Here is a 20,137-nt window from a genome sequence, read left to right as displayed (position 1 = left end):
CTGTCGCCCCCGAAGAAGCGGTGGTTCAACTTCGCCCTGCACGGCGCCGGCGCCATGACCGGCGGCTTCGAGGACCACCTGGCCGGCCTCCGGATGGAGCCCGGCGAGACGCTGGCCAAGCTGCTGGCCGAGTACGAAGCCGTGGCGAAGCAGAACGACGGCCTGCTCTCCTCGCGGGCGGACCTGAACGAGAGCCACCCGCTGCCCGAGCCGCCTTGGTTCGAGCAGGGCGCCCGCTGCTCGGCGCGGCGGGTGCCGCTGCACGTCATCACCGAGACCGCCTGGTACGCGTCGCGGCTCGCTCAGAGCTCGTCATAGATGGCAACCAGCTGCCGCAGCACGTCAGTCGCCACGTCCAAGGCCCGAACATCGCGGTGGGCGAGTGCGGCATCGAGGGCCTGGGTCAGCGCGGCCTGGCGCTCGTCGTGGCGGCGGCGGCCCGCGTCGGTGAGGGCGACCAGGACCGACCGCTTGTCGCCTGCCGGGCGTTCGCGGCTGACGTAGCCGGCGGCGGCCAGGCCGTTGACCAGCTGGGTGGTGGCGGCCCCGGTGGTCTCGGTGGCGGCGGCGAGTTGGCCGATCGGCAGCGGGCCGGCCTCGGCCAGCACGCGCAGGGCGCGGGCGTGGGTGAGGGAGAGCGCGCCGGGGGTGCGGGTGGCGCGTCCGCGCAGGCGGGAGTCGGCGGCGCTGAGGCTGTAGGCGGCGCGGGCCAGTTGGTCGAGGGCCTGGTCGCGGGTGGGGCCGGGGGTGGGCTGCGGTTCGGGCATCGGCGGGTCTCCGTGGTGTGGGCGGTGGTGAGTTGACAACCAGCCTAGCCTAAGTACTTAATGATTAAGTACTTAGGCAACGCCGGGTACCCGTTCATTTCTCGAGAGGGGAAACCTGTCATGACTGTTCGTTCCACCGGCCAGAGCTGGGCCCTGGACATCGCCCTCGCCCAGGGCGGCTTCGACGCCCTGCACCCCCAGGCCAAGGGCACCCTGGAGCAGTTGGGCCACGACCACACCGACTTCGACAAGGTCTTCGACCTGGTGCAGAGCGGCGTGATGCTGCCCAAGGCGTGGGCCACCATCGCCGGCCAGGCCGAGGAGCGCGCCGCCCACCACGAGCGCGGCGGCTTCGCCCAGACCGCCGCCGACCTGTACGTGCGCGCCTCGGTGATGTGGGGCCGCGCGCAGTACTCGATCTTCGACGCCACCGACCCGCGCAAGCTCGCCTTCCGCGAGCACGCCAACCACTGCGTCGAGCGGCTGGGCGCGCTGCGCGACAACCGGGTGCGCCGCGTCGTCCTCGACTTCGAGGGCAAGCAGATCTTCGCCCTGCTGCACCTGCCGGCCGGCGAGGTCCGCAACGCCCCCGCGGTGATCCTCGGCCCGGGGATGGACATGATCAAGGAGGACTACATCTACGCGGCCGAGCGGTACTACACCTCGCGCGGCATCGTGGCCCTGTCCATCGAGGGTCCGGGCCAGGGCGAGAGCCGGGCCAACGGGCTGACCGTCGACCTCACCAACTACGAGCGCGCGATCAGCCGCTACATCGACCACCTGGCCTCGCTGCCCGAGGTCGACGCGGCCCGGATCGGCATGTTCGGCATCTCGATGAGCGGCTACTGGGGCTCGCGCGCCGCCGCCACCGACCGCCGCCTGGCCGCGCTGGCCGCCTTCGAGGCCGTCACCGGCGACTTCAGCACCATCTTCGAGCGCGCCCAGCCGACCTTCAAGAACAACTACATGTTCATGGCCGGCTACACCGACGAGGACGCCTTCGACTCGGAGCTGGTCGCCCGGATGCCGCTGGGCGACCTGGTCCAGGAGATCACCTGCCCGGTCCTCTACGGCATCGGCGAGTTCGACGAACTCACCGTGCTGGAGCAGGCACTGGCCAACTACGAGCGGGTCCGCGCACCCAAGGAGATGCGCGTCTACGAGAACGAGTTCCACCCGCTGGGCGGCGCCGCCGCCGAGGTCTTCCGGTTCGGCGCCGAGTGGGTCGAGCGCGCCCTGAACGGCGAGTTCGCCGAGCCGGGCCGCGATGTGCGGCACTACGTCCACAGCGACGGCCGCACCACCGACGGCACCGCCAACCCCACCTGGTGGCTCGGCACCACCCCCGCCCTGATCACCGACGCCCGCCGGGCATAGGGCGCGCAGCCGCGGAACCGACCCCCGGGGGCACTCTCGGGGGTCGGGGAGCGGCGGGATCAGGTCAGCTCGCCGAAACTCACCGGCGATTGCGGACAGTCCCTGTCCTCTACGCCTCGTAACGTCTTCCGTGAAGGGCCCGGAACAACGACGAGGAGAGGCCGAAAATCATGACCGCGACCGAGAACACCATCACCGGCGAGCACGCCGACCTGCTGGCCACGCTGGACAAGCACCGCAACTTCCTGCGCTACACCGCGCAGGGCCTGACCGACGAGCAGGCCGCGCTCACGCCGACCCCGAGCGCGCTCTGCCTGGCCGGGCTGATCAAGCACGTGACGCGCGTCGAGAAGCGCTGGTTCGACTTCACGCGGCACGGCGCCAGCGCGATGACCGGCGGTTTCGAGGACCACCTGGCCAGCTTCCGCATGGAGCCCGGCGAGACGCTGGCCGAGCTGCTGGCCGAGTACGACGCCGTGGCGAAGCAGACCGACGGCCTGCTGTCCTCCCAGGCGGACCTGAACGAGAGTCACCCGCTGCCCGAGGCCCCGTGGTTCGAGCCCGGCGCCAGCTGGTCGGTGCGGCGCGTGCTGCTGCACGTCATCGCCGAGACCGCCCAGCACGCGGGCCACGCCGACATCATCCGCGAGGCCATCGACGGTCAGAAGACGATGGGCTGACCAGCCTTCACGAGGTCCTCGGAGTCACCCGCCAGGGCGTGGCTCCGGGGACTTCGTCATGCCAGATCGCCGCGCTTGACATGGGTGACGAAGGCGGCGAACGCGGCTGCGGGGAAGACCAGGGCGGGACCTGCGGGGTCCTTGGAGTCGCGCACGGGGAGGAGGCCGGGGAAGCCGGTGGCGACCTCGACGCAGTCGTTCTGCGTCGTGCCGCTGTGGCTGGACTTGCGCCACACCGCAGCGCTCAGGTCAGGGGTGGCAGTTCCCATAGGTACCCCGGTGGGATCAAGTTCTTTCGGAGCCGGCATGGCCACTCCTTCGTTCAAGACCTGGCCGATTGAAGGCTTCCCCCCTGGCGATGCCAGCTGCACAGCGCCACGCTAGGTACACGGATCGTGAGATTCGCCCCCAGCAAGCGCACGGAGAGTCAGATATGACTGATCATCAGACTTACGCACCCCCACCTCCCGTCTTCGACCGCAGCCTCCCCTCGTGCGAGTGCCCGGCCGACTGCGGGGGCCGCCCCGAAGCGCTGCTCCGACTCGCGCCCGCCTACCCCACGGTCCGCGACGACGGCACTGTGAAGCCGCCCGAGCACCCCTACTCCCCCGCCAGACACGGCGAGTTGGTCCACGACACGCTCAACCGGCGGACCGGCGTCTTCATGGACCGCACCGGCCAACTCGTCTACCTGCGCCCCGAACGCGGCGGCCCGGAGTGGGAGGTCGACGCCAAGTGGCTGGTGAGCGCGCGATGAACCTCCGCGCCCACCGTCAAGCCGCCTCCGCCCTCGACGAGTTGACCACCGCCCTGGACGACGCGGAGGTCGACATCCCCGACCTCTCCAGCGGCTGGCGGATCACCCCCGCCGGAACCGTCCTGGTCCAGTTCCGCCCGCTGCTCCCGATCGAGGTCCTCCGCCTCGCCCAGGCGATCCGGCCACCGGGCACCGCCACCTAACACCGGAAGTCGGCCATTCCGACCTCCCCTACGCCCGCCGCGCTCCCGCCGGCGGGCGTCCCGCATGTGCTGCCTATCCCCGACAGTGGCAGGCAGTACCGCTCACCTTCGGCCAATACTCGACGCATGAACGCAACAGCGCGAACCGTGCGGCTCGGCGACTTCCTCCAGGCGCGGCGCTCCCAACTGCGGCCCGAGGAGGCCGGGGTGCCCACCTACGGGGAGCGGCGACGGGTTCCGGGGCTGCGGCGCGAGGAGTTGGCGCTGCTGGCCGGCGTGAGCGCCTCGTACTACACCCGGCTGGAGCAGGGGCACTCGCTCAACGCCTCGCCCCAGGTGCTGGACGCGATCGCCCGCGCGCTGCGGCTCGACGAGTCGGAGCGGCGACACCTGCACGACCTGGCCAACGCGCGCCAGCCTCGCGGCCGGGGCAGGCGGCCCGGCCCGGAGCGAGTGGTCGAGGCGGCCCGCCAACTGCTGGACGGGATGCCGGACCTGCCGGCGATCGTGGTCGGCCGCCGCAGTGACGTGCTGGCGTGGAACCGCCTGGGCCACGCGCTGTTCGCCGGGCACCTGCACCCCGACGCCCCGGACCGGCCGGCCGAACGCCCCGCCATGGCACGGCTGGTGTTCCTCGACTCGCACACCCGCGAGCTGTACGCGGACTGGCCGAGCAAGGCCAGAGCGGCCGTCGGGACGCTGCGACTGCGGGCGGGACAGTACCCGGACGACCCGGCGCTGCACGCGCTGATCGGCGAACTGAGCTCGAAGAGCCCGGAGTTCGCCACCATGTGGGCCGACCACCGGGTCAAGGCCGGCCACATCGCCACGTACGGGATGCGGCACCCGCTGGTCGGCCCGCTGACCGTCACCCAGCAGACCCTGAGCCACGGCCCCGGCCCGGACATCCTGGTCGGCACCACGGCGGCCGGCTCGCCCTCACAGGCCGCGCTGGCCCTGCTCGCCCAACTCATCACCCACGACACCGCTCCAGTCGGGACTCCGGTCAACACCCACTGACCCAGAAGAAGGAACCATGCTCAAGAAGCTCTCCAGGACCGCCGTTTCGGCCGCCGCACTGGTCGCCGCCGTCGTCACCACCCTCACCCCGGCGTCGGCGTCGGCCGCCAGTACGCCGCTGGGCGACGCGCGGATCGCCGTGCACTTCGACCTGGCCAAGGGCCAGACCCCGGAGAACATCGCGCTGGCGCCGGGCGGCGCCGCGTACGTCACCTTCGCCAAGGGCCGCCAGGTCGCCGAGGTCACCCGCAACGGCACCGTCCGGATCCTGGCCACCATGCCCGCGCCCGCCGACGGCGGCGTGCACACCCCGGCCCTGGGCTTCCCGCTCACCGTCGGCATCGTCCGCGCCCAGGACGGCACCCTGTACTTCCTCTACGCCACCGGCACGCCCGACCTCACCGGCGTCTGGCGGCTGCGCCCCGGCGGCACCCCGCAGCGGATCGCCGCGCTGCCCGCCGACGGCCTGCCCAACGGCCTGGCCCTGGACGCGCGCACCCACACCCTCTACGTCACCGACTCGGTGCTCGGCACCATCTGGAGCGTGCCGACCAGCGGCGGCACCGCCACCGCCTGGTCCACCGCCCCCGAGCTGGCCGCCACCGGATTCCTCGGCGCCAACGGCCTGAAGGTCCACAACGGGGCCGTCTGGGCCACCAACCTGGACCGGGGCACCGTCCTGCGCATCCCGATCCTGCCCGGCGGCCGGGCCGGCACGGTCCGCACCGAGGCCACCGGCCTGACCGGCATCGACGACTTCGCCTTCACCGGCCACGGCGACCAGCTCCTGGCCGCCCTCAACGCCCCCGGCGAGGTCGCCCTGGTCCAGCCCGACGGCACCCACTCCATCGTGCTGACCCCGGCCGACGGCCTGCAGAACCCCACCTCGATCGCACTGCGCGGCCACACCGTCTACGTGATGAGCGCGGCCTACCTCACCGCCGAGGACCCCAACCTGATGCTCGCCCACCTGGACGAGTAGCGGCCCGGCCGCCGGTCAGCCCGCTTCCTCGGCCACCGCCACCGCCACGGGCACCGCCACCGGCTCCCGCAGCCCCAGCACGGCGTACGCCCCGCCCGCCACCACCAGCAGCGCCGAGCCGGTGAGCACGGTGTCGTAGCCACCCACGTGCAGCCCGCCGACCCGGCCGTGGAAGCCGTGCAGCACGGTGCTCGCCAGCCAGCCCGCCAGGGCCATCCCGAGCACGTTGGCGACCTGCTGGACCGGGTTGACCACCGAGAAGACCCGGCCGAGGTACTCCTTGGGCGTCGCGTCGATCAGCAGCGGGGCGAACCCGGCGTTCACCAGCGCCAGCACCACGCCCAGCACCGCGAGCAGCGCCAGCGCGGGCCAGTACGCGCCCATCCGGGCATAGCCGAACAGCAGGACGCCCATCGCGACCAGGGCGAGCGGGAAGGTGCGGCGGTAGCCGTACCTGGTCGACAGCGGGGTGGCCAGCACCGCGCCGAGCAGGGTGCCCAGGCCCAGCGCCGTCTCCAGCGTGCCGAACCACTTCACGTCGCTGTGCAGGTTGACCTGCAGGAAGAAGACGTTGACGGTGTTCAGCGCGCCGATGCCGACCGAGACCAGCGCGATCACCCAGAGCAGGGCCCGGACCACCGGATTGCCCAGCGCCATCCGCAGACCGTCCCGCAGTTCGCCCAGCACGCTCGCCCGCTCGCGCCCGCCCGGCTCCCCGGGCGCGGCGCGCCGCTCGGTGCGGACCGCGCCGACCAGCAGGAAGGAGCCCAGGTACGAGAGCGCGTTGAGCACCAGCGCCCACTGCACCCCGGCGGTGAAGAGCAGCGGGGCGGCCAGCGGCGGGCCGAGGATCCCGGAGATCGCCTGGGTGGACTGCCCGATCCCGGCCGCCTTGGTGCGCAGCTCGCTCGGCACCACCTCACCGATGATCGCGAAGCGCGCGGGGTTGAAGTACTGCGAGACCGCCGCGTTCAGGAAGACCGCCAGGTAGACCGCGGCCACGACCACCCCGCTCGGCAGCGTCCCGCTCGGCAGGAAGGCGAGCACCGAGACCGCGCCGATCAGCACCGCCCGGATCAGGTCGCTGCCCAGCATGGTGCGCCGGTGGTCCCACCGGTCGACGAACACCCCGGCGATGGGCGCGACCAGCAGCGTGGCCACCGCGACGGTGACCAGCAGGCCGGAGACCGCCAGCGGGGCCAGCCGGCTGCCCTTGAGCAGCTCGGTGCCGACCCAGAGGGTCAGCGTGGTGTCGAAGACGTAGTCACCGGTCTGGGAGATCGACTGGCCGGCCCAGAGCAGGGTGAAGTCGCGGTTGATGAGGCGCACGGGCGCACATCCTGACACGAACGTTCGTTCGCGGTCAGCGTTTCAGGAGAATGACTACGGGGCAGTTGGGCATGAAGTTGTGCGCATGACACACCGTCATCTCCCGAGAGGTCATCCCATGGCCCGCCGTACCCGTCTCGCCGCCGCAGCCGCCGCTGCCACCCTGGTGCTCTGCGCGACCAGCGCCGCCTCCGCCGCCACCAGCACCGTGACGCAGAACGCCAAGCCGGCCGCGGTCGCCGCGCCGGCCGCCGCGGCGGTGCCGGCGACCGCTCCCAACTGCGGCTTCACGAAGGCCGTTCCGGCCGACCGCTTCAAGGGCATCCCGGTCTTCGACGCGACCGAGGCCGCCAAGCCGTACCACGCGACGCTGCGCACCGACCAGGGTGCGATCACCTTCCAGGCGCTGACCACGGCCGCGCCGTGCACCACCTTCTCGTTCCGGTTCCTGGCGGACCACGACTACTTCAACCGAACGCACTGCCACCGCCTCACCACCCAGGGCATCTTCGTGCTGCAGTGCGGCGACCCGACCGGCACCGGGAGCGGCGGCCCCGGCTACTCCTTCAACGACGAGAACCTGACCGGCGCCACCTACCCGGCGGGCACGGTGGCGATGGCCAACGCGGGCCCGAACACCAACGGCAGCCAGTTCTTCTTCGTCTGGAAGGACACCAAACTGCCCGCCGCCTACACCCCGTTCGGCACCATCACGGGCGGCATGGACGTGCTGCAGAAGATCGCCGCCGGTGGCGAGGACGACCAGAACGGGCCCGGTGACGGGTTCCCGACCCTGCCGGTGAACATCAAGTCGGTGAAGATCAGCAACCGTTGACCGGTCCGGGGGTCGGCCCCACGCGAAGCCGACCCCCGAAACCGGATCAGCCGACCGTGGCGAACTCCGCCATCATCGCCATGTCCTCGTGCTCCAGGTTGTGGCAGTGCAGCATGAAGTTCCCCGCGTAGTCGGTGAACCGCACCGCCACCTCCACCCCCTGGGCGGGCAGCACGTCCACGGTGTCCTTCCAGCCGAGGTCGTACGGGCCGGGCGCCGCGGCGTTGCGGCTGAGCACCTGGAACGGGTCCAGGTGCAGGTGGACCGGGTGGTGGAAGTCGGTGACGAAGCGCCAGATCTCCACGTCGCCCAGCCGGGGCCGGGCCAGCGCGCGGCCCGGCCGGTAGCTCTCGCCGTTGATCGTCCACCCCTGGCCGCCGCGCTGGAAGGTGAAGGTGCGGGTCGTCTTCGCCGTTGCCGGGTCGAGCCGTTCGATGGTGGTCAGCCGGTCGGGCACCCGGGAGTCGTCGGTGACGGTCGCGGTGCCGATGTCGAAGCACATCACCTCGGCCGTCGAGCCGCTGCCCAGCCGGTTGACCAGCCGGACCCGGGTGCCGGGCCGGTAGCGCGCGAAGTCGACCACCACGTCGAAGCGTTCGGCCGGGGCCAGCTCCAGCGCGTCCTGCGCGAGGGGCCGCTCCAGCAGGCCGCCGTCCGAGCCGATCTGCACCAGGCCGCCGCCGCCCGGCGGTTGGGGATCGAGTTCGAGGCGGTAGCGGCGGGCGTTGGAGGCGTTCAGCAGCCGCAGCCGGTAGCGGGCCCGGTCCACCTCGGCGGCCGGCCAGGGGGCGCCGTTCACCAGGATCACGTCGCCCAGCACACCGTTCATGTACGGGTCGGTGACACCGGGCCGGCCCTGGTCCGGGTCCAGCGCGGGGTAGGCGAAGCCGCCGTCCGCCGTGAAGGCCCGGTCGGTGATCATCAGCGGCAGCTCGCGCGGGCCCTGCGGCAGGCCGAGCGCCAACTCCTCGTCGTCGCGCACCAGGTGGAAGCCGGCCAGGCCGCGGTAGACGTTCGGGCCGGTGAAGCCCATGGTGTGGTCGTGGTACCAGAGGGTCGCGGCGCGCTGGTTCATCGGGTACGTGTAGTCGCGCTGCGGCTGCCCAGTGGCGGTACCCATGCCGGGCATCCCCGCCATCCCCGCCATCGCGGCGACGGTGCCGCCGCTCGGGGTGATCAGGTCCAGCGGGTAGCCGTCGCTCTCGCGCGGGGTGTGGCCGCCGTGCAGGTGGACCACGGTGGGGTGCGGCAGCTGGTTGCGGTGGGTCACCACGGTGCGGCGCCCGGAGCGGGACTCGATGGTCGGTCCGGGGAAACTGCCCTGGTAGGCCCAGACTTCGGTGGTCCGGTCCGGCAGCAGCTGGAGTTGGGCGACCTGCGCGGTGACCTGGTAGTAGTCGGTGGTGGCGTCCGTACTGGTCGGCCTGAGCACCGACGGGATCGGCAACCGCGCCTGGTAGCTCGGGGGCAGCGGCAGCCCGCTGGCGACCAGCAGGCCCGGCTGCCCGCCGGGTATCAGCCGGTCCAGGAACGGGGCACTGCCGAGCAGCGCGCCCGCGCCGAGCACTCCGGCACCGGCCGTCAGGAAGCGCCGCCGGTCGATGCTCATGCGGTGGCCCCGGCCTTCCAGGCGTCCACCGCGAACTTCTCACAGAGGGCGAAGATGGCGACCCCGAGCGGTATGTGGATCAGCAGCACCCGGGAGAAGCCGAGGGTGATCTGCGCCGCGCAGAGCACCAGCAGCACCGCGTACAGCACCGCGATCCTGGCCAGGACGCCGGACAGCCGCCAGGCCAGCAGCGCGGCGACCACCGAGAGCAGCACGAAGGTGGCCAGGATCATCGCGGCGATCTGATGCGCCTTCAGCAGCGGGTAGTACCCCTGCAGAAAGCCGCCGGCGAGCACGGGCTGGACCAGCGCCAGTACGGCGACGGCGATCGTCGTGGTGCGCAGTGCGAGGAGCGGCCATCGACGCGGCATGAGTATCCCTCTAATAATGTCCCGAGTGAGATAGTCTCATCTGAAACCATCTTCGCTCAGCACTATACTCAGGCGTGATGAACGCCGACGAGTACCCGACCCTGGGCATGAATCTGCGCCGGGCCCACGGCCGCGCCGCCCAGGCCTTCGCGGCGGAGCTCGAGCCGCTGGGCATCGAGAACCGCCTGGCCGGCATCCTGATGCAGCTCGGCCGCCACGGCCCGCAGACCCAGCGCCAGTTGATGCTGCGGGTGAGCAGCGACAAGTCCTCGATGGTGCGCAGCGTGGACGACCTGGAGGCGCGCGGCCTGGCCGCCCGCACCCCGCACCCCACCGACCGCCGGGCCCACGCCGTCGCCATCACCCCGGCCGGCGAGGCGCTGCTGACCCGGATCCTGCTCGCCGCCGAGCGGGTGGAGCAGCAGCTGCTCAGCTGCCTGGAGCCGGACGAGCAACGGCTGCTCGGCACCCTGCTGGAGCGCTTCGCGCAGGGGCAGGGGCAGAGGCAGGGCCAACCGCCGGTGCAGCAGCCGCTGCCCTGCGACGGGACGACCGCCTGACAGCCGTCAGGCGTCAGGCGTCAGGCGTCAGGCGTCAGGCGTTGGGCGCCACCCGCGCCAGCCCGTTGATGATCCGGTCCATCGCGTCCCCGCCCTGCGGGTCCGTCAGGTTCGCCAGCAGCTTGAGGGTGAACCGCATCAGCATCGGGTGGGTCAGCCCGCGCTGCGCCGCCAGCTGCATCACCTTCGGGTTGCCGATCAGCTTCACGAAGGCCCGGCCCAGCGTGTAGTAGCCGCCGTAGACGTCCTTGAGCGTCGCGGGGTAGGCGTGCAGCGCGCGCTCCCGGCCGCCGTCGGTGACCCGGGCCTGCGCCTGCACGATGGTGCGCGCGGCGATCTGGCCCGATTCCATCGCATAGGCGATGCCCTCGCCGTTGAACGGGTTGACCAGGCCGCCCGCGTCACCCACCAGCAGCAGGCCGCGGGTGTAGTGCGGCTGCCGGTTGAAGGCCATCGGCAGCGCCGCGCCGCGGATCGGGTCGGTCATGTTCTCGGGGGTGTAGCCCCACTCGGCCGGCATGCTCGCGCACCAGGACTTGAGCACCTCGCGCCAGTCCAGCTCGCCGAAGGCGGGCGAGGAGTCGAGGATGCCCAGGCCCACGTTGGAGGTGCCGTCACCCATGCCGAAGATCCAGCCGTAGCCGGGCAGCAGCTTCTTCTCACCGCCACGGGTGTCCCACAGCTCCAGCCAGGACTCCAGGTAGTCGTCCGAGCCGCGCGGCGAGGTGAAGTACGTCCGGTAGGCCACGCCCATCGGGCGGTCCTCGCGCCGGTGCAGGCCCATGGCCAGCGAGAGCCGGGTGGAGTTGCCGTCGGCGGCCACCACCAGCGGAGCGTGGAAGGAGACTTCGCGCTTCTCCTCGCCGAGCTTGGCGGTCACCCCGGTGATCCGCCCGGTGCGCTCGTCCAGGATCGGCCCGCTGACGTTGCACCGCTCGTACAGCCGGGCGCCGGCCTTCTCGGCCTGCCGGGCCAGCAGCTCGTCGAAGTCGGCCCGCTTGCGCACCAGCCCGTAGTCGGGGAACGAGGACAGCTCCGGCCAGTCCAGCTCCAGCCGGACCCCGCCGCCGATGATCCGCAGGCCCTTGTTGTGCAGCCAGCCGTTCGCGGTGGAGACGTCGATGCCCATGTCCACCAGCTGCTTGGTGGCGCGCGGGGTCAACCCGTCGCCGCACACCTTCTCGCGCGGGAACGCCGTCTTCTCCAGCAGCAGCACGTCGAGCCCGGCCTGGGCCAGGTAGTACGCGGTGGTCGAGCCCGCCGGCCCGGCGCCGACCACGATGACGTCAGCGGAGCTCTCTACGGCGGTCTCGGTCACGACGGGCACACTCCTGAGCACTGCTGCGGGGCACCGGCTCGAGCTGGACTGGCCGGCCAAAGGTCCTCAGCAGTCTAAACGGTGTGTTCACCAGGGGGCTGAGCGACTGCCCAGAGGTCCTCGAAACGCTGGACCCGCTTCGCCACCGTCCGGACATTGACGCCGAGCTGCTGTTCAGCCCCCTTGGTAGGAGTGCGCCGGCAGGCCGATCGCCTGCAGCTCCAGGTGGCCCCGGATCCGCTGCACGGTGGCCGCCCACTGTCGGGTGAAGCCGGGACAGGCCTCCAGACCCGCCCAGATCACGCGGCGTGCCGTCCTCGATGGTGAAGAGCATGCCCGGCCCGGGGCCGTCCGGATCGGCCCGGGTGACCGTCCGGCGTAGCCGGGTGCGGCGGGACCTGAACGGCGCCCGGCGGTCCAGCGCGGGCCGGCCCTGCAGCTCGGTCAGCAGCCGCTCGGCGATCGCCCGAGGTCCAGGCGGCCGGTGCGGGGGTACCGTCGGGCGACAGGTGACCGTCCACCAGGTCGGCACCCACCAGTCACCCAGCCTGCTCCGCGGTGCCGGGCCAGGCCAGGCCAGGCCAGGTAGTGACCCCAGGGCAGCCGCAGACTCCCGCCGGCGGAGGCGATCCGCACCCGGACCGAGGCCTGCAGCAGCCGGCCCTCGGTGAGCACCGCGCGCGACAGCAGCAGGTCGGGTGAGACGGCCTGGCCGGCCGGGTGCTCCGAGGTCCGCACCCGACCTCCCGGAAAGTGGTATCCATCAAGCCCCCTACGGCTCACAGCAGCGACTGCCAGCGTCGGTCGTCGATGAGGGCGACGGCCAGGTCCTCGAACGCGTCCGCGTTCTCCTGGTTGGCCACCTGGCTCGACAGCACGTCCTCGTCGGCGATGAGTTGCTCGCGCCACTGGAGCACCGGACCGCCCCCGGATCTCCACCAGCAGCCGCGCGGATGCGCCCGTTTCACCTCTCGCTTGCAAGCTCCGGATATTCGGACGCTCCGAGCTGCGAGACCCACTCAAATATGCATGACTTGCCACCCTTCTCCGACGCATCGTCAGAATCCGTTCCGGCTACGGTCTTGCCGCCTGCGCTTCAGGGGCGAGAGGCTGGCTCCGCTTCACACCGCACCTCCGGGGAGAGGAACAAACCGCGATGGCGCCGAGTACAAGAGCCGGCCGACCCGAGGACCTCGGGCCGCTGCTGGCCCTGGGCGCGACTGCGCTCAGCGGGGCCGTCGGCACGCCCGCGCTGCTGGAGAAGGCCCTGTGGGAGAAGCGCGTCTGGGTAGCAGTGCTGGACGGCACTCTCGCGGGCTACCTAGCCGTCGAAAAGCCGCTGCCCGGCCATGTCCGGCTCTCATCCATCGCGGTGAGCCACAAGTGCCGCAAACGCGGAGTCGCCAGGAGCCTGCTCGAATACGTGCTCCGCTCGGTCGGCGCTACCGAGACCGACGGCGGGACGATCTCGGCGGTCGCCGGGTTGACCGACGAGCCGATCGCCAGGCTCCTGCTCTCCTGCGGCTTCATAGCAACTCGGGCACTACCCGCCGACGTGGCGGGCCGGCAGCCGCAGCTGTACTACCAGCACAAGATCAGAGTGGAATATGTGGACCCGGACGCCAGACACCTCGTCCCGGTCTCCCGCTGGGAGCAGGTGGCCGAGTCACTGGCTCCCAGCGACCATGCGGTGACTGCGATCGCAATGCTCTCCGGCGAGCTTGCGTTCGAGATCTCCCGGTTCGAACGCGACGATCCGGCTCAACTGCAGTCCGGCGAGGCCGCAGCGGGAATCGCCTTCTCCGGCTCGATCCTGGCCGCCATCACCTTCCTGCTGGGCCTCTCGTTCGCCTCGGAGCGGTATCCCGACGACGTCCGCCTGCTGCTGATCGGCGCCACCTTTGCCACCACGATGTCACTGATCATCTACGCGAGCGCTGCGGGAGAGCTCGCCCGTATCCGCTCCAACGCCTTTGGGAAGATCATGAAATGGGGGAACGTGCTGTCGGAGTACGGCGGCGTCCTCCCGTTCCTCGCCTCGCTCCCCATCACCTACGCCCAGGTCACCGGATCCCGCTGGTCCGCCGTCGTCACCGGTGCTTTCCTCAGCGCCGCCCTCGTGGTGTACGAGCGCTCCGAGTTCTCCATCGCCCACCGGTTCCGGTGGAGCTTCACCGCGGCGTCACTGGCCGCCCTTACCTGCTTCCTGCCGATGGTCTGCGTTGTCATGGTGGCCGCCCATCTGCCCAGTTGGCCCTGGACGGCAGTCCTTGCGGCAGCCTTGACCGGTCGGACCGTCCTGTACCTCTACCGACGCGCAGCGGAGTCCGGAATCGCCGAGCACCGCCGCACGTGGCAGATCCGACAGTGACCTCGACTCAGCCCCAGCCCAGCACCAGACGCTCGATCTCCCTCGCGCACCCCCAGGACAGCGTGACACCCGCGCCACCGTGCCCGTAGTTGTGCAGCAGCCGCTGCCCGGAGCCGGGCCGCTCCTCCCCCAGCCGTACCTGGGACCGCAACGGACGCAGACCCATCCGTTCCCCGATCACCTTAGCGCCGCGAAGCAGCGGCTCAACGGCCATGCAACGCTGCAGAATCGCGCGCGCACTCAGCGGATCCTCGGTCAACTCGCCAACGCCGAAATCGGAAGTCCCGCCGAGCACCACCGTGTCGGTGTGCGGGAAGATGTACACGAGTTCTTCCGCGTTGGGCGTGTCGTCGCAGAAGAAGGTCGTGATGCCGGGGTTCTCCACCACGACCAACCGACCCCGAGACGGCGCAACCTCGTGATCGGGGACCAGGTCGCGCGCTCCGGCCCCCGAGCAGTTCACCACGACCGGCGCCTCGGTCAGCGCCTCTGCCAGCGAAACGTAGGCACGCCGCTGCAACCAGCCGCCGGCCAGTGCCAGACGTCGCAGCAGATAGTCGAGATAGTCCGGCATGTCGATCACCGGAGCGCGATACCACCATCCGGTGACGTAGCCGGTCCGCAGGTCCTCGATGGCACAGGGTTCAGCATCGACCAAGGCCGTCCAAGCCGGCTCCACACAGGGCAGCCGCGACTCGTGCGTCCCTGCGCGGATTCGCACCCCGGTGGTCTGCGGATCACCGGCCAGCAAGCGGAATTCGGCCAACGAGGCAGCGCTCCAGGACAGCACCCGGTCCAGCGGTTCCACGAGGTACGGATCCCACATCGCCCCGGCCGCAACCGACGAGGTCTTCGACACTGGCAGGCAGGTGTCGACGCGTACCCGCAGACCCGCCTCGGCCAGGCACACGGCGGTGGTCAGTCCGGATACTCCGGCCCCGACGACCACGGCATCGGGGCCGGGCCGGGTCGTTGACTCGCTCATGGCCCGCCAGTGTGCCAGGACGGCAGGGCAACGCGGCCTTGTGACGCCTCGAACTCCCGCGGAGAAATCAGAGCTGCCTATCTGGAGGTGTCAAGCCTGCCGAGGGCGGGGTTGTGCGGCCGCTAACCGGATCCGACGTACGCCTGCCCCTGCACACCTGAGCGACGTGCGTTCGCTTGGAGCTGCCGACCACTCCTCCGGCGCCCGGCGCACTACCGGATCTGCCCCAGAGCCAGCAGCATGCAGGTGGGCCCGTCGCGCAACTTCAGCTCACCCGGGATCTCGATCCGGTTGACCTGTAGGCCGTCCGCCGCGTGGCCGCGCAGGCAGTCCACGACGTCGTTCGTGACGATCCTGCACGCCGGGAAGTGCAACTCCCCGACGTCGGAACCGTCCGAGTTCTCCATGAACGCCACCGCGAACGGGGCCCCCGGGCGCAGCGCCCGGACGAACACGTTGACCGCCTTGACGAACTCCTCCCGCTCGGTGGAGAGCGACTCCGCCACGAAGAACATGGTGCCGACATCGGCACCGCGCTCGGGCAGTTGGGCGAAGAGGTCCCCCTGGACCACCTCGGCGGCCCCGCTCAGCAGCGCTCGCGGGTCGTCAATGCCCTGGTAGGCCGGGTGTTCAGCCAGCAGCCGCCAGAACGCGTCCCAGTTCCGTCCGTACCCTGCGACCTCGCCGCGCAGCCACGCCACATTGCCCGGGGCCCGCTCGAACAGCGTGATCCGCGAGCACCACGGCAGCATCGCCAGGGACGGGTAGAGGTTGGTGCCGGCGCCGACGTCGAGGCCGCGCAGGCCGCCGCCGCCATGGCGCTGGAAGTGGGCGCCGAAGTGATCCCGCACCGCGGTGAGGATCAGCCGGTCCTCCTGCTGCAGCCGAAGGTAGTTCTCGTTGAGGTATTCCAAAGCGTTGAACGAGTCCCAGGGGGCCTCGCTGTTCCTGACGCTGTCTCTGGCGATGTCTGCGACCTTCACTGGCCCGGAGGGCATGTCGTCCACGGGGGTCAGCATGCTCTCGACCGGCCTCTCGCATCGACACTCGAAAGGATACAAGACTAGCATCCGTCAGGGCTGACGGCGCGTCAAAGAACGTTACCAGTACGGATTTTGTGCGAAGCGGGAGTCAACTCGACGGAAGGTCAAGCTGTGCAGCAATCCGCTCGAAGGAGTGAGGCGGCCGTGACCGTGCGAGGCGCGAGGGAGGGGGACCTGGGGCAGCTCCACGACATCGATCGGCTGATCTTCACCGACGACGCCTACCCCTACTTCGTCCTACGGCAGTTGTTAGAGGTCCATGGCGAGCGCTTCCTGATCCTGGAGCACGAGCGCGAACTCACCGGCTACGCCATGCTCGCCACCACACCCGACAACCAGCGGCACGGTTGGGTACTCGGTCTCGGAGTCGTCCCGCAGGCCCGGGGCAACGGATACGGGCGCCTGCTGATGCACAAGGCGATCGAACGCCTCGCCGCCGACGAGGTCGCCGAGGTGCGACTCAGCGTGGAGCCGAACAACGAGGTCGCGCTCAACCTCTACCGGTCGCTCCACTTCACGACCGTCGAGCCGCGGCAGGCGTACTTCGGCCCGGGCCACGACCGGCTCATCCTGGCCCGGAAACTCGGCTGACCGCCCCGGTCAGGCCTTCGTGCCGCGGTGCAGGGCGACGATCCCGCCGGTGAGGTTGCGCCAGGCGACCTTGGTCCAGCCCGCCTGCTGCAGCTTGGCGGCCAGCGCCGGCTGGTCGGGCCAGGCCCGGATCGACTCGGCGAGGTAGACGTACGCGTCGGGGTTGCTGCTGACCTTGGTGGCCACCGGCGGCAGCGCGCGCATCAGGTACTCGGTGTAGACGGTGCGCAGCGGGGTCCAGGTGGGGGTGGAGAACTCGCAGATCACCACCCGGCCACCGGGCTTGGTGACCCGGTACAGCTCGCTCAGCGCGGCGTCGGTGTCGTGCACGTTGCGCAGCGCGAAGGAGATGGTGACGGCGTCGAAGGAGGCGTCGGCGAACGGCAGCCTGGTGGCGTCGCCGGCGGTCAGCGGCAGCTCGGGGTGCCGGCGCTTGCCCTCGGCGAGCATGCCGATCGAGAAGTCGCAGGGGACGACCTTGGCGCCCGCCTCCCGGAACGGCAGCGAGGAGGTGCCCGTCCCGGCCCCGAGGTCCAGCACCAGGTCCCCGGGGCCCGCGCCGACCGCCTCGGCCACCGCGCGGCGCCAGGCCCTGGCCTGGCCCAGCGAGAGGACGTCGTTGGTCCGGTCGTACTTGGCCGCGACGTCGTCGAACATGGCGGCGACTTCGTTCGGCTGCTTGTCCAGGTTGGCTCGGGTCACCACCCCATTCTTCACCCTGGCCCCGCCCGGCCCCGCCCCGGGCTCACCTCAGGGCGCGCCGCCCGCCCTTGCGGCGGCGCCGGGAGCGCTTGCCCTGGGTGATCGCCGGCATTCCCTCGGCCAGCGCCTCGGTGGCCAGCGCCACCGTGGTGACCACCCGGGCCTGCCGGATCCGGGCGCCGAGCGAGCGCCGGTGCCGGGTGATCCGCAGCGCGCAGAGCAGGCAGACCAGCAGCGCGACCGGCACGCTGATCTGGGCCAGCCGCACCCCGGCCGCCTGCGGGTAGTGCTGGTCGCAGACCCGCACCGCCCCGGGGTCGGTGGCGGCGTGCTCCAGGCAGATCGGGTCGCCGACCTTGGCCTGCGCGGGCAGCGCCAGGTCGGTGGCGCTGTGCTGCTGGCCGTCCGCCTGGTAGCGCACGCCGCTGTAGGTCGCGCTGCCGCCCGGCAGTTGGGTGACCACGCCCTCGACCCGGACCGGGTGCGCGCCGATCTGGTCGGCCAACTGGGTCTGCCGCCAGCCCAGCAGGCACATGCCGAGCGCCAGTACGGCGCTCAGCACCGCCGCGAGGTACCAGCCACGGCCGATCCTGGGGGCGGCGAGCACGGACGACGGGGATCGCATGGGCTGGGCTGTCCTTGGCTTCCCTAGGCATCAGGCGGCACGGACCGGCGGCAGTTGCGCGGGGCCGACCGGGATCGTAACCGCTGTCGGTGCCTCAGGTCACGGCGAGGGGGCATCAGCCCACCGTCCGGGCAGCTGAGTTCGCCGACGGACGATCCCCGCACCGCCTGCCCTGGAGCGGCTCAGCGCCCCCGGTACACCAATCTACCGGCGAGTACCGTACCCAGGCACTGATCGGTCTCCTGATCGAAGATGGCGAAATCCGCCCGCCCGTCGACCGAGAGTGCCCTGTCCGGCACGCCGTCGAACTCGTCCGGCGCGTAGGGCGGTTCGATCGGGGCCACCACCCGCAGCCCCGAACGGCCGACCGCCGCCAGCACTTCGGGCCGCTCGAACGGGCCGGCCAGCGCCGTGGTCCCCGCCCGCAGCAGCCGCTGCAGCCCGCGCCGGGCGCTGCCGCCCAGGCCCCCGTAGTGCCCGGGATCGACACCGCCGGGCGGCATCGGCCGCGGCTCGACGCCGAGTTCCTCCCGCGGGTCGGGGTGGTAGTACCGCTCCAGCAGCCACCCGGCGTGCGGCTGCGCCTGCCCCGGGCCGAGCAGCGCGCCGCTCCACTCACGCAGCCGCGCGTCCGGGTGGGCCGCCGCCAGCTCGGCGTACGGGCCGAGCGCGGCGATCCGGTCGCCACGTACCAGCACCGCCCCGTCGGTGATCGACGGGGCGGTGCCGGACGGGCGCAGCACGGTGGCCCGGTGGAGGGTGAGCACCTCGGCGGGCGCGATCAGTTGGTGGAGAGGATGGTCAACTCCGGGTGCGCGGTGCCGCCCTCGATCGCGGTGGAGGCGATGTGCGAGGCGACCCGCGGGTCGACCGGGTCGTTGGCCGGGTCGTCCAGCACCCGCAGGTGCTGGTAGGTGGTCGAGCGCTGCGCGGGCACCCGGCCCGCGGTGCGGATCAGGTGGATCAGCTCGGTCAGGTTGGAGCGGTGCTTGGCACCGGCCGCCGACACCACGTTCTCCTCCAGCATGACCGAGCCCAGGTCGTCGGCGCCGTAGTGCAGCGAGAGCTGGCCGGCCTCCTTGCCGGTGGTCAGCCAGGAGCCCTGGATGTGCGCGATGTTGTCCAGGAAGAGCCGGGCGATCGCGATCATCCGCAGGTACTCGAAGACGGTCGCCTGGGTCGAGCCCTTGAGGTGGTTGTTCTGCGGCTGGTAGGTGTAGGGGATGAACGCCCGGAAGCCGCCGGTGCGGTCCTGCACCTCGCGGATCATCCGCAGGTGCTCGATCCGCTCGGCGTTGGTCTCGCCGGTGCCCATCAGCATGGTGGAGGTGGACTCGACACCCAGCCGGTGCGCGGTCTCCATGATCTCCAGCCAGCGCTCGCCCGACTCCTTGAGCGGGGCGATCGCCTTGCGCGGGCGCTCCGGCAGCAACTCGGCGCCGGCGCCGGCGAAGGAGTCCAGGCCGGCGGTGTGGATCCGGGTGATCGCCTCCTCGATGGAGACGTCGGAGATCCGGGCCATGTGCTCGACCTCGGAGGCACCCAGCGAGTGGATCACCAGCTGCGGGAAGTCCGCCTTGATCGCGGAGAACGCGCGCTCGTAGTACTCCACGCCGTAGTCCGGGTGGTGGCCGCCCTGGAACATGATCTGGGTGCCGCCGAGCTCCACGGTCTCCGCGCAGCGGCGCAGGATCTCGTCCAGGTCGCGCGACCAGCCCTTGTCGCTCTTCGGCGGCACGTAGAAGGCGCAGAACTTGCACGCCGTCACGCAGACGTTGGTGTAGTTGATGTTGCGCTCGATGATGTACGTCGCGATGTGCTCGACACCCGCGTACCGCCGCCGGCGGACCGCGTCGGCCGCCGCGCCGAGCGCGTGCAACGGCGCGGAGCGGTAGAGCTCCAGCGCCTCCTCGGCCGAGATCCGGCCGCCGGCCGCCGCGCGGTCGAGGACCGCCTGCAGGTCGGTGCTGGGCGCGTCGAGAGTCGCTGCGGGCTCGGACACCTGGCGGCCT

At 71.2% G+C, this 20,137-nt stretch carries 26 protein-coding genes; 11 read left to right on the top strand and 15 right to left on the bottom strand.

All coding sequences use genetic code 11. The features are described from left to right. Positions 1 to 318 carry a mycothiol transferase gene (locus tag OG403_RS21395; protein WP_329572424.1) on the top strand — a complete coding sequence of 106 codons (318 nt, stop codon included), beginning with the start codon at positions 1 to 3 and terminating at the stop codon, positions 316 to 318. Here the strand turns inward: OG403_RS21395 and OG403_RS21390 are convergent. Further along, entirely contained in the window at positions 303 to 767 is a 465-nt protein-coding gene (locus OG403_RS21390) for a MarR family winged helix-turn-helix transcriptional regulator (protein ID WP_329566772.1), read from the bottom strand. The two genes, OG403_RS21395 and OG403_RS21390, sit on opposite strands and share 16 nt — an antisense overlap. A gap of 120 nt (positions 768 to 887) precedes the next feature. Between OG403_RS21390 and OG403_RS21385 the strand changes: the two genes are divergently transcribed. Further along, positions 888 to 2,144, top strand: coding sequence for an alpha/beta hydrolase (locus OG403_RS21385; protein WP_329566770.1), 1,257 nt, complete (start codon positions 888 to 890; stop codon positions 2,142 to 2,144). Between the two features lie 170 nt (positions 2,145 to 2,314). Next, on the top strand, positions 2,315 to 2,824 hold the full coding sequence (locus OG403_RS21380; RefSeq protein ID WP_329566768.1) for a DinB family protein: 510 nt from the start codon (positions 2,315 to 2,317) through the stop codon (positions 2,822 to 2,824). Positions 2,825 to 2,880: 56 nt separating this feature from the next. Here the strand turns inward: OG403_RS21380 and OG403_RS21375 are convergent, their stop codons facing one another. Continuing rightward, positions 2,881 to 3,093, bottom strand: a complete 213-nt coding sequence (locus OG403_RS21375; RefSeq protein ID WP_329566766.1) for a DUF397 domain-containing protein — start codon at positions 3,091 to 3,093, stop codon at positions 2,881 to 2,883. Between the two features lie 164 nt (positions 3,094 to 3,257). Between OG403_RS21375 and OG403_RS21370 the strand changes: the two genes are divergently transcribed. The 4 genes from OG403_RS21370 (at position 3,258) to OG403_RS21355 (ending at position 5,786) form a co-directional block, all read left to right on the top strand. After that, positions 3,258 to 3,581, top strand: a complete 324-nt coding sequence (locus OG403_RS21370; protein ID WP_329566764.1) for a hypothetical protein — start codon at positions 3,258 to 3,260, stop codon at positions 3,579 to 3,581. Next, a complete protein-coding gene (locus OG403_RS21365; RefSeq protein ID WP_329566763.1) occupies positions 3,578 to 3,784 on the top strand; it encodes a hypothetical protein in 207 nt (68 codons plus the stop codon). Before OG403_RS21370 ends, OG403_RS21365 begins: the two co-directional genes overlap by 4 nt. A 126-nt stretch (positions 3,785 to 3,910) precedes the next feature. Next, the gene (locus OG403_RS21360) at positions 3,911 to 4,804 is read left to right on the top strand and encodes a helix-turn-helix domain-containing protein (protein ID WP_329566761.1); all 894 of its coding nucleotides are present in this window, start codon (positions 3,911 to 3,913) and stop codon (positions 4,802 to 4,804) included. A 16-nt stretch (positions 4,805 to 4,820) separates the two neighbouring features. Continuing rightward, positions 4,821 to 5,786, top strand: coding sequence for an SMP-30/gluconolactonase/LRE family protein (locus OG403_RS21355; protein WP_329566759.1), 966 nt, complete (start codon positions 4,821 to 4,823; stop codon positions 5,784 to 5,786). A gap of 15 nt (positions 5,787 to 5,801) precedes the next feature. On the opposite strand, the gene OG403_RS21350 is transcribed toward OG403_RS21355, so the two are convergent. Further along, positions 5,802 to 7,115: an MFS transporter gene (locus tag OG403_RS21350; RefSeq protein WP_329566756.1), complete on the bottom strand. Its 1,314-nt coding sequence runs from the start codon at positions 7,113 to 7,115 to the stop codon at positions 5,802 to 5,804. 118 nt (positions 7,116 to 7,233) lie between these two features. On the opposite strand from OG403_RS21350, the gene OG403_RS21345 reads away from it, so the two are divergent. Then, entirely contained in the window at positions 7,234 to 7,950 is a 717-nt protein-coding gene (locus OG403_RS21345) for a peptidylprolyl isomerase (RefSeq protein WP_329566754.1), read from the top strand. Positions 7,951 to 7,996: 46 nt separating this feature from the next. Here the strand turns inward: OG403_RS21345 and OG403_RS21340 are convergent, their stop codons facing one another. Next, positions 7,997 to 9,559, bottom strand: coding sequence for a multicopper oxidase family protein (locus OG403_RS21340; protein ID WP_329566753.1), 1,563 nt, complete (start codon positions 9,557 to 9,559; stop codon positions 7,997 to 7,999). Continuing rightward, a complete protein-coding gene (locus OG403_RS21335) occupies positions 9,556 to 9,930 on the bottom strand; it encodes a hypothetical protein (protein ID WP_329566751.1) in 375 nt (124 codons plus the stop codon). The genes OG403_RS21340 and OG403_RS21335 overlap by 4 nt, the downstream gene beginning before the upstream one ends. Positions 9,931 to 10,007: 77 nt before the next feature. Between OG403_RS21335 and OG403_RS21330 the strand changes: the two genes are divergently transcribed. Next, positions 10,008 to 10,490 (top strand): MarR family winged helix-turn-helix transcriptional regulator, encoded by a 483-nt coding sequence (locus tag OG403_RS21330; RefSeq protein ID WP_329566749.1) that lies wholly within the window; start codon positions 10,008 to 10,010, stop codon positions 10,488 to 10,490. 34 nt (positions 10,491 to 10,524) lie between these two features. Here OG403_RS21330 and OG403_RS21325 read toward each other — a convergent pair whose 3' ends face one another. The 4 genes from OG403_RS21325 to OG403_RS21310 form a co-directional block, all read right to left on the bottom strand. Next, positions 10,525 to 11,808, bottom strand: a complete 1,284-nt coding sequence (locus tag OG403_RS21325; RefSeq protein WP_329566747.1) for a geranylgeranyl reductase family protein — start codon at positions 11,806 to 11,808, stop codon at positions 10,525 to 10,527. Between the two features lie 174 nt (positions 11,809 to 11,982). Then, entirely contained in the window at positions 11,983 to 12,111 is a 129-nt protein-coding gene (locus OG403_RS21320; RefSeq protein ID WP_329566745.1) for a hypothetical protein, read from the bottom strand. Between the two features lie 141 nt (positions 12,112 to 12,252). Continuing rightward, complete coding sequence (locus tag OG403_RS21315; protein ID WP_329566743.1) at positions 12,253 to 12,546, bottom strand: hypothetical protein; 294 nt, start codon at positions 12,544 to 12,546, stop codon at positions 12,253 to 12,255. Positions 12,547 to 12,587: 41 nt separating this feature from the next. Continuing rightward, positions 12,588 to 12,725, bottom strand: coding sequence for a hypothetical protein (locus tag OG403_RS21310; protein WP_329566741.1), 138 nt, complete (start codon positions 12,723 to 12,725; stop codon positions 12,588 to 12,590). Positions 12,726 to 12,964: 239 nt separating this feature from the next. Here OG403_RS21310 and OG403_RS21305 point away from each other — a divergent pair, with 239 nt between their 5' ends. Beyond that, positions 12,965 to 14,179 (top strand): GNAT family N-acetyltransferase, encoded by a 1,215-nt coding sequence (locus OG403_RS21305; RefSeq protein ID WP_329566739.1) that lies wholly within the window; start codon positions 12,965 to 12,967, stop codon positions 14,177 to 14,179. A gap of 7 nt (positions 14,180 to 14,186) precedes the next feature. On the opposite strand, the gene OG403_RS21300 is transcribed toward OG403_RS21305, so the two are convergent. Both OG403_RS21300 and OG403_RS21295 read right to left on the bottom strand, forming a co-directional pair. Next, on the bottom strand, positions 14,187 to 15,164 hold the full coding sequence (locus OG403_RS21300) for an FAD-dependent oxidoreductase (protein ID WP_329566737.1): 978 nt from the start codon (positions 15,162 to 15,164) through the stop codon (positions 14,187 to 14,189). Positions 15,165 to 15,376: 212 nt separating this feature from the next. After that, on the bottom strand, positions 15,377 to 16,162 hold the full coding sequence (locus OG403_RS21295) for an SCO2525 family SAM-dependent methyltransferase (protein ID WP_329572422.1): 786 nt from the start codon (positions 16,160 to 16,162) through the stop codon (positions 15,377 to 15,379). Between the two features lie 189 nt (positions 16,163 to 16,351). Between OG403_RS21295 and OG403_RS21290 the strand changes: the two genes are divergently transcribed. Then, positions 16,352 to 16,798 carry a GNAT family N-acetyltransferase gene (locus tag OG403_RS21290; RefSeq protein WP_329566735.1) on the top strand — a complete coding sequence of 149 codons (447 nt, stop codon included), beginning with the start codon at positions 16,352 to 16,354 and terminating at the stop codon, positions 16,796 to 16,798. A gap of 9 nt (positions 16,799 to 16,807) precedes the next feature. Here the strand turns inward: OG403_RS21290 and OG403_RS21285 are convergent, their stop codons facing one another. The 4 genes from OG403_RS21285 to mqnC form a co-directional block, all read right to left on the bottom strand. Then, the gene (locus OG403_RS21285) at positions 16,808 to 17,500 is read right to left on the bottom strand and encodes a demethylmenaquinone methyltransferase (RefSeq protein ID WP_329566733.1); all 693 of its coding nucleotides are present in this window, start codon (positions 17,498 to 17,500) and stop codon (positions 16,808 to 16,810) included. 43 nt (positions 17,501 to 17,543) lie between these two features. Next, a complete protein-coding gene (locus OG403_RS21280; RefSeq protein ID WP_329566731.1) occupies positions 17,544 to 18,125 on the bottom strand; it encodes a hypothetical protein in 582 nt (193 codons plus the stop codon). A gap of 182 nt (positions 18,126 to 18,307) precedes the next feature. Beyond that, on the bottom strand, positions 18,308 to 18,892 hold the full coding sequence (locus OG403_RS21275) for an amidohydrolase family protein (RefSeq protein WP_329566730.1): 585 nt from the start codon (positions 18,890 to 18,892) through the stop codon (positions 18,308 to 18,310). A 14-nt stretch (positions 18,893 to 18,906) separates the two neighbouring features. Continuing rightward, on the bottom strand, positions 18,907 to 20,127 hold the full coding sequence (gene mqnC / locus OG403_RS21270) for a cyclic dehypoxanthinyl futalosine synthase (RefSeq protein WP_329566727.1): 1,221 nt from the start codon (positions 20,125 to 20,127) through the stop codon (positions 18,907 to 18,909). Positions 20,128 to 20,137 lie beyond the last annotated feature (10 nt).

This window comes from Kitasatospora sp. NBC_01266, from assembly GCF_036242395.1.
GTDB lineage: Bacteria > Actinomycetota > Actinomycetes > Streptomycetales > Streptomycetaceae > Kitasatospora.
Note: the sequence above shows the minus strand (reverse complement) of the source record. Positions and strands in the feature narration are given on the sequence as shown.

Excerpts from the sequence above, each read along its gene's own strand:
- OG403_RS21280 (WP_329566731.1), bottom strand. The coding sequence starts at position 18,125 with ATGCGATCCCCGTCGTCCGTGCTCGCCGCCCCCAGGATCGGCCGTGGC.
- OG403_RS21365 (WP_329566763.1), top strand. The coding sequence starts at position 3,578 with ATGAACCTCCGCGCCCACCGTCAAGCCGCCTCCGCCCTCGACGAGTTG.
- OG403_RS21345 (WP_329566754.1), top strand. The coding sequence starts at position 7,234 with ATGGCCCGCCGTACCCGTCTCGCCGCCGCAGCCGCCGCTGCCACCCTG.
- OG403_RS21295 (WP_329572422.1), bottom strand. The coding sequence starts at position 16,162 with ATGCCCTCCGGGCCAGTGAAGGTCGCAGACATCGCCAGAGACAGCGTC.
- OG403_RS21370 (WP_329566764.1), top strand. The coding sequence starts at position 3,258 with ATGACTGATCATCAGACTTACGCACCCCCACCTCCCGTCTTCGACCGC.
- OG403_RS21360 (WP_329566761.1), top strand. The coding sequence starts at position 3,911 with ATGAACGCAACAGCGCGAACCGTGCGGCTCGGCGACTTCCTCCAGGCG.
- OG403_RS21375 (WP_329566766.1), bottom strand. The coding sequence starts at position 3,093 with ATGGGAACTGCCACCCCTGACCTGAGCGCTGCGGTGTGGCGCAAGTCC.
- OG403_RS21330 (WP_329566749.1), top strand. The coding sequence starts at position 10,008 with ATGAACGCCGACGAGTACCCGACCCTGGGCATGAATCTGCGCCGGGCC.
- OG403_RS21355 (WP_329566759.1), top strand. The coding sequence starts at position 4,821 with ATGCTCAAGAAGCTCTCCAGGACCGCCGTTTCGGCCGCCGCACTGGTC.
- OG403_RS21340 (WP_329566753.1), bottom strand. The coding sequence starts at position 9,559 with ATGAGCATCGACCGGCGGCGCTTCCTGACGGCCGGTGCCGGAGTGCTC.
- OG403_RS21385 (WP_329566770.1), top strand. The coding sequence starts at position 888 with ATGACTGTTCGTTCCACCGGCCAGAGCTGGGCCCTGGACATCGCCCTC.
- OG403_RS21390 (WP_329566772.1), bottom strand. The coding sequence starts at position 767 with ATGCCCGAACCGCAGCCCACCCCCGGCCCCACCCGCGACCAGGCCCTC.
- OG403_RS21305 (WP_329566739.1), top strand. The coding sequence starts at position 12,965 with ATGGCGCCGAGTACAAGAGCCGGCCGACCCGAGGACCTCGGGCCGCTG.
- OG403_RS21335 (WP_329566751.1), bottom strand. The coding sequence starts at position 9,930 with ATGCCGCGTCGATGGCCGCTCCTCGCACTGCGCACCACGACGATCGCC.
- OG403_RS21300 (WP_329566737.1), bottom strand. The coding sequence starts at position 15,164 with ATGAGCGAGTCAACGACCCGGCCCGGCCCCGATGCCGTGGTCGTCGGG.
- OG403_RS21380 (WP_329566768.1), top strand. The coding sequence starts at position 2,315 with ATGACCGCGACCGAGAACACCATCACCGGCGAGCACGCCGACCTGCTG.